The 6452-nt window shown below is 74.8% G+C and carries 6 protein-coding genes and 1 pseudogene; 5 read left to right on the forward strand and 2 right to left on the reverse strand.

Features of this window, described 5'->3' with window-relative positions; all coding sequences use genetic code 11:
• Window positions 1–7 precede the first annotated feature (7 nt).
• The 5 genes from VNL12_RS19865 (at window position 8) to VNL12_RS19885 (ending at window position 5205) form a co-directional block, all read left to right on the forward strand.
• Window positions 8–1135 carry a J domain-containing protein gene (locus VNL12_RS19865; protein ID WP_325596973.1) on the forward strand — a complete coding sequence of 376 codons (1128 nt, stop codon included), beginning with the start codon at window positions 8–10 and terminating at the stop codon, window positions 1133–1135.
• Between the two features lie 7 nt (window positions 1136–1142).
• Complete coding sequence (locus tag VNL12_RS19870) at window positions 1143–1850, forward strand: RsmE family RNA methyltransferase (protein ID WP_325596975.1); 708 nt, start codon at window positions 1143–1145, stop codon at window positions 1848–1850.
• Between the two features lie 145 nt (window positions 1851–1995).
• Complete coding sequence (locus tag VNL12_RS19875) at window positions 1996–2523, forward strand: transcriptional regulator (RefSeq protein ID WP_325596977.1); 528 nt, start codon at window positions 1996–1998, stop codon at window positions 2521–2523.
• Between the two features lie 68 nt (window positions 2524–2591).
• Window positions 2592–3713 carry a radical SAM family heme chaperone HemW gene (gene hemW, locus VNL12_RS19880; protein ID WP_325596979.1) on the forward strand — a complete coding sequence of 374 codons (1122 nt, stop codon included), beginning with the start codon at window positions 2592–2594 and terminating at the stop codon, window positions 3711–3713.
• A 79-nt stretch (window positions 3714–3792) separates the two neighbouring features.
• Entirely contained in the window at window positions 3793–5205 is a 1413-nt protein-coding gene (locus VNL12_RS19885) for a carboxyl transferase domain-containing protein (RefSeq protein WP_325596981.1), read from the forward strand.
• Here VNL12_RS19885 and VNL12_RS19890 read toward each other — a convergent pair.
• Both VNL12_RS19890 and VNL12_RS19895 read right to left on the reverse strand, forming a co-directional pair.
• Window positions 5195–6073, reverse strand: coding sequence for a hypothetical protein (locus VNL12_RS19890; RefSeq protein ID WP_325596983.1), 879 nt, complete (start codon window positions 6071–6073; stop codon window positions 5195–5197). The genes VNL12_RS19885 and VNL12_RS19890 overlap by 11 nt on opposite strands.
• A pseudogene (locus tag VNL12_RS19895) lies at window positions 6073–6452 on the reverse strand (hypothetical protein); the annotation flags it as partial. The gene VNL12_RS19890 and the pseudogene VNL12_RS19895, both read right to left, overlap by 1 nt.

Here is a 6452-nt window from a genome sequence, read left to right on the forward strand (position 1 = left end):
CTCCTCCATGGCCGATGACCTGTACGCCGCCCTCGGCGTCTCCCGCACCGCGACCGCGGATGAGATCAAGAAGGCCTATCGGCGCATGGCGCGCGAGCACCACCCCGACGCCAACCCCGATGATCCTCGGGCCGCGGTGCGGTTCAAGGAGATCTCCCGGGCCTATGAGGTGCTGTCGGACCCCGAGCGCCGCCAGCGCTACGACACCTTCGGCACCGACTCGCACCGCCCCGACCCGGGCCAGGGCTTCAGCGGCGGCGGGCTGGGTGACATCTTCGACGCTTTCTTCGGCGGTGGCGGCGGTGGCGGCGGGGGTGGCTTCGCCGGCGGTGGCCGCCGCCCCGGCCCGCCCCGCGGCGGCGACATCGAGGTCACGGTCGACCTGAGCTTCGAGCAGGCCGTCTTCGGCACCAAGACCCCGGTGACCGCCCTGGTCCCCTCGCCGTGCGACACCTGCGAGGCCACCGGCTCAGCCCCCGGCACCCACCCGTCCTCCTGCACCACCTGCGGAGGGGTCGGTCAGGTGCGCCAGGTCCGCCAGTCGATGCTGGGTCAGATGGTGACCGCTCGGCCGTGCCCCAACTGCGGCGGCCTGGGCGAGGTCATCAGCTCCCCGTGCTCGGAGTGCGGCGGCGATGGCCGCCGCCCCGTCGAGCGCTCCTACACCGTCGACATCCCGCCCGGTGTCGATCACGGCTCCACCCTGCGCCTCCCCGGCTACGGCCCCGCAGGCCCCCGCGGGGGACCCCCCGGCGACCTCTACGTGCACCTCCGGGTCGCGTCGCACCCCCGGTTCACCCGCGAGGGCAGCGACCTGGTGCACGACCTGCACCTGAGCCCCAGCCAAGCCACCCTCGGCCTCACCCTCGACTTCGAGACGCTCGACGGCGTCGAGGAGCTCGTGATGCCCCGCGGCACCCAGCCCGACCACGTCTTCAACCTCCGTAGCCGGGGCGTGCCCCGCGTGCGGGGCCGCGGCCGCGGCGACCTCGTGGTGCGCGTCGTGGTCGACATCCCCGAGGAGCTCGACGAGGAGGAGGAGGCGATCTACCGCGACCTGGCGGCTCGTCGAGGGGAGGACGTCGCGCCCCCCGACACCGGCCTGATGTCCAAGATCCGCTCCGCGTTCAAGTAGCCGGCCGATGCCCCCCGTGCCGACCCGGGGGACCGCTCCGCACGCCTTCGTCGCGGATGTCGACCGGCCCGTGCTGGGCGAGGACGACCACCATCACCTCGGCCGGGCCCTGCGCCTGCGGCCCGGTGACCCGCTGACCGTCTCCGACGGCCTCGGGCGGTGGCGTCCCGTCTGCTTCGGCGACGACCTCGAGCCCACCGGTGCCGTCAACCTCGACGAGGCGGTCCGCCCCGAGATCACCGTCGCCCTCACCCCGGTGAAGGGCGCGCGCCCGGAGTGGGCCGTGCAGAAGCTCACCGAGCTGGGGATCGATCGCATCTGGCTGCTGGTGGCGGCCCGGTCGGTGGTCCGCTGGGAGGGCGATCGCGCCGCCGGCCACGTCGCCCGCCTCGAGAAGGTGGCGCGCCAGGCGGCCATGCAGAGCCGTCGCACCCGGCTCCCCGAGCTTCGCACCGGGGTGCTCGTGGCCGACGCCCTGGAGGCCGGAGGGGCGGCGGCCGCGGTCGCTGCACCGGGCGGCATCGCCCCGAGCCTGGAGCGACCGATGCTGCTGATCGGCCCCGAGGGCGGGTGGTCCGCGAGCGAGCTGGTCGCGGCGCCCGCCACCGTGGGCCTGGGTCCCACCGTCCTGCGGGCGGAGACCGCGGCCGTCGCCGCCGGGACCCTCCTCGTCGCTCTGCGCTCCGGCCTGCTCGCTCCGTACCCGTGCTCCTGATCCTCAGCACGGAGGGTGGTTGATCGGCGGGAGCGTACGACGTAGTGTGGTCATCGGGCGCGGGGCGATCCGACCGTAGGCTGGCAGTGCCCCCGGTCCGTCGTCGACGCGCCGTGCGAGCGACACACCGAGCAGGAGACAACCGTTGAGCATCATCGACAGTGAGATCGACGAGGAAGCGGCCACGCTCTACGGGCGCAAGGTGGGCGAACGCCTCCGGTCGATCCGTCGCCAGAAGGGCCTGTCGCTCCAAGACGCCGAGGAGGCCTCGGCCCAGGAGTTCAAGGCGTCGGTGCTCGGAGCCTACGAGCGGGGCGAGCGGGCCATCTCCGTGCCCCGGCTCCAGCGCCTGGCCCGCTTCTACAACGTGCCCGTCGACCAGCTGCTGCCCCGCGACCGCAACGCCGAGGACGAGGTGCTCGACCTCACGGTCTCGTTGCCGGACCGCCGCAAGGTCGTCCTCGACCTCACCCGGCTCGACGGCCTCTCGGGGGTCGCGGCCGAGATGCTCACCCGGTACCTCACGATGATCCAGGTCCAGCGCCAGGACTTCAACGGCCGGGTGCTCACCATCCGCCGCGACGACCTCCGGGCCATCGCGTGCATCCTCGACACCACCGAGGAGGGGGCGGTCAAGCGCCTCGACGAGCTGGGCCTCGCCCTCGCCCGCTGACACCGCGCCCGCCCGGGTCGCGCGTCCGACGGGCGCCGTCGGCCCACCGTGGGCGATGATCAGCGGTCGTGGCTGACGTGATCGACCTCCTCGCCGATGGCGCCGCCGGTTTCGGCGCCTACCTGCACGTGCCGTTCTGCCGGCACCGCTGCGACTACTGCGCCTTCGCCACCTGGACCGACCGCGACGAGTTGGCGGGTCGCTACCTCGAAGCGTGCCGGCGCCACGCCGCTCTCCTCGCGCCGGGGCTGGCCCCCGTGACGTCGGTGTTCGTGGGCGGGGGCACGCCGTCGCGCGTTGCCGCCGCCGAGCTGCTGGCGGTGCTCGCCGAGCTCCCGATCGCCGACGGGGCCGAGGTCACCGTCGAGTGCAACCCCGAGGACCTGAACGATGCGCTGGCCGAGACCTATGCCGCCGGTGGGGTGAGCCGGGTGTCGATCGGGGTGCAGTCCTTCCTTCCCCACGTGCTCCGGGCTCTCGGTCGCACCCACCCGCCCGAGGCGGTGGCGTCGGCGGTGGCCGCGGCGCGCCGGGCCGGCCTCGAGGTGAACGTCGACCTGATCTACGGCGCGGCCGGTGAGAGCGGCGCCGACTGGTGCACGACCGTGGAGCGAGCCGTCGGGCTGGACCCCGACCACGTGAGCGCGTACGCCCTCACCGTCGAACCTGGCACCGCGCTCTACGACGACCGGGCGCGCCACCCTGATGACGACGACCAGGCCGACAAGTACGCCGAGGTGTCCGACCGGCTCGAGGCGGCCGGTTACGCCTGGTACGAGATCTCGAACTGGGCCCGGCCCGGTCGGCGCTGCCGCCACAACCTCCTGTACTGGTCGATGGGCGAGTACGTCGCCCTCGGGTGCGCCGCCCACGGGCACCGCGAGGGCGTGCGCTACTGGCACGGACGCACCCCCGAGCGCTACCTCGGCGCCATCACCGACGGTCGCGATCCGGTGGCCGGATCCGAGCACCTCGAGGGCGACCGGCGAACGCTCGAAGCGCTGCAGCTCTCGCTGCGCACCCTCGCCGGCGTCCCCGCCGCTGCCCTCCTCCCGGCCGACCGGGTGGTCCTGGACGGACTGGTCGAGGACCACGGCGAGCGCACCGTGCTGACGCGCGCCGGCCGCCTGTTGGCCAACGAGGTCGCCGTGCGCCTCGTCCCGCCGCCCCGTGAGCCCGCACCCACGTGACCGACGCGACCGGGGACTTTGAGCGGTTGAGTGCGGATGCGGCGCACAACCGCTCAAAGGTCACGGGTCAGGGGGGCTCGTGACGGCGGAGACCTGGGTGGAGGAGTGGGACCGCGATCTGCGCAGCGGCGACCCTCTCGGCGCGCCCGGCTACGCCGAACGGCTGACCACGCTGGAGATCGAGTCGGTGCGCACCGGGCGCACGCCCACCCACGTGCGGGTCGAGGGCTACTTCGAGGTCCTCGGCGGGTCGATGGGCGTCGTCCACGGTGAGAAGGTGGTGCGGGCCTTCGACCGGGCCTGCGCGCTGAAGCTCCCCGTCGTGTGCGTCACGCGCAGCGGCGGGGCGCGCGTGCAGGAAGGCATGGTCTCCCTCGTCCAACTCGGTCGGGTGGCCGCTGCGGTACGCCGTCATCGCGACGCCGGCCTCCTCTCGGTGGCCGTCATGCGATCACCGACCACCGGCGGGGTCCTGGCGTCCTACGCCTCGTCGTGCGCCGTGCGGGTGGCCGAGGCCGGCGCCGTCATCGGCTTCGCCGGCCCCCGCATCGTGACCGAGACGACCGGGGAGTCCGTCGTCGGCCGGTCCCACACGGCCGAGACGGCTCATGCCGCCGGCCTGATCGACGCCGTGGTCCCGGCCGACGCGCTCGACGCCTGGGTCGAGGTCGCGCTGGGCGAGCGCGACCGGCCCCTGGCGATCCGGGCCCTCCCGGTCGCGCCCCATGCGGTGCCGAGCGACGACGGCCCGGCCTCGGGGGCCTGGGCCGAGGTGCGGGCCGCCCGTCGCCCCGACCGGCCGTCGGGCCTCGACGTGGCGGCGCACCTCTGCGCCACCTGGTGCGACCTGAGCGCCCCGGACCCCACCGTGCGGAGCGGGCTCGCTCGGATCGCCTCGACGAGGGTCGTGGTGGTGGCCTCCGACCGCCACGCCGGCACCGGCCGACCCTCACCCGCCGGCTTCCGCCAGGCCCAGCGGGCGATCGCCCTGGCCGACCGCCTGGGTCTCCCCCTGGTCACGCTGGTCGACACCCCGGGGGCGGAGCCCGGTCCCGCCAGCGAGAACGGCGGCATCGCGGCTGAGATCGCCGCCACCTTCGCGGCGATGGACGCGATCGCCGGTCCGACGGTCGGTGTCTGCGTCGGCGAGGGTGGCAGCGGCGGCGCCCTCGCCCTGGCGTGGAGCGACACCCTGCTCATCTCGGAGCACGCCGTCTTCTCGGTCATCGGGCCCGAGGGGGCCGCGGCCATCCTCGAGCGTGACGCGTCCCAGGCCCCGGAGGTCGCCGACCAGCTGGGCCTCACCAGCTCGGCCCTGCTCGACCTCGGCATCGTCGACGCGGTGATCCCCGACTCCGTGGACGGTGCCGTCGCCGCCATCGGTGCCGCCCTGGCCGAGGTGCCGGTCGGCCGACGTCGGACCCGACCCGACGCGGTATCGGCCGCGGCCCTGGCGCGCCCGACCGACGGGAGCGATGCCGCTACGGGCTGACGGGCGGCGGGGCGGGGGCCGGCGGGGGGACGGGGACCCGGAAGACCTGGCCGGGGAAGATGAGGTCGGGGTTGGCCGGGTCGTCCAGCGCCTCTCGGTTGGCCTCGACCACATCGGTCCAGAACGGGGTGACCTCGGCGTCGGTGGGCGCCCGGCCCCAGGCGTCGGTGAGCGTCGCCTCGGCGATGTGCCAGAAGTGGTCGCCGGGCTGGGTCGTCCACTCCTGGGCGGTCGGCGCCTCCTGCCCGGACGGCGGCGCCTCCTGCTCCGACGGCGCCGCCTCCTCGACCCGCATGGTGGCGGTGCCGTCCTCACCGTCGGGCAGACGGCGGAGGATCACGTCGGAGCCGTCGGGTAGGCGCTCGAGGACGACCCGCCCGCCGCCCCCGTCGACGGTCTCGGCGTGGGCCGGGGCCTGGTCAGGGAGGATGCTGGCGGCCATGAGGCTGGCGGCCGAGGCGGTCAGCCCCACCCCGGCGATGGCGCCGAGCACCTTGCGGACCGCAGGGATGGTGGCCAGGTCGGCCACGCGCACGAGAGCGGGTATGCGGCTGACGCGGGCGACCAGGCCCACGACGGTCACGACGAGCAGGTACCAGGCCAGCACCAGGCCGATGAGCCGCACCATGGCGAAGGCGACGGTCACTGCATCGCGACCGTCCAGCCACCGCTGGAGCTGGGAGCGGTCGAGCAGCGGTGGTGTCGACAGCCGGCCATCGCCCAGCCAGCCGAGCAGCACGATGATGGCGACGAGGGTGGCGATCCACGCCACCGCGGCCACGGCCCGGCGCAGGGGTGGGTCGTTCGCCGCCGGAGGAGACGGCGAGGGCCCCCGGGAGGCGGAGGTGGCGAAGGGCCGGGTGGTCATCAGGGTGCTCCGACCGGGACGGCCGGACCGCCGGCCCGGGTCACGGCGAGCTCCGCGCACCCGTCGCCGTCGTCGTCGCGGGCCACGACGGCGGTCCCGCCGTCGACGATGGCGGCGGCGGCGACGGTGAGCTCGTCACCCGACGCGATCCACCGGTCGAAGACGAACACCTCGCCGGTCGAGGGGCGCAGCACCGCCGCGGTGGCGGTGCCGTCACAGTCCCAGTCGCCCACGGCCAACGTGTCGCCGGGGCGACCGACCACCCAGGTGGTGTCACCGACGGTGATGCGCTCGGCGTCGACGAGCACCGGGTCGGGACACCCGTCGCCGTCCACGTCGGCCGCCGCCGGGCCCGCCACCGGGGCGCACCGCCCTCCGT

This window comes from Iamia sp. (assembly GCF_035575815.1).
Taxonomy (GTDB): Bacteria; Actinomycetota; Acidimicrobiia; order Acidimicrobiales; family Iamiaceae; genus Iamia.

Bases quoted from the DNA above. Each gene is read 5' to 3' on its own strand.
- VNL12_RS19865 (WP_325596973.1), top strand. From the start codon at position 8: ATGGCCGATGACCTGTACGCCGCCCTCGGCGTCTCCCGCACCGCGACC.
- VNL12_RS19870 (WP_325596975.1), top strand. From the start codon at position 1,143: ATGCCCCCCGTGCCGACCCGGGGGACCGCTCCGCACGCCTTCGTCGCG.
- VNL12_RS19890 (WP_325596983.1), bottom strand. From the start codon at position 6,073: ATGACCACCCGGCCCTTCGCCACCTCCGCCTCCCGGGGGCCCTCGCCG.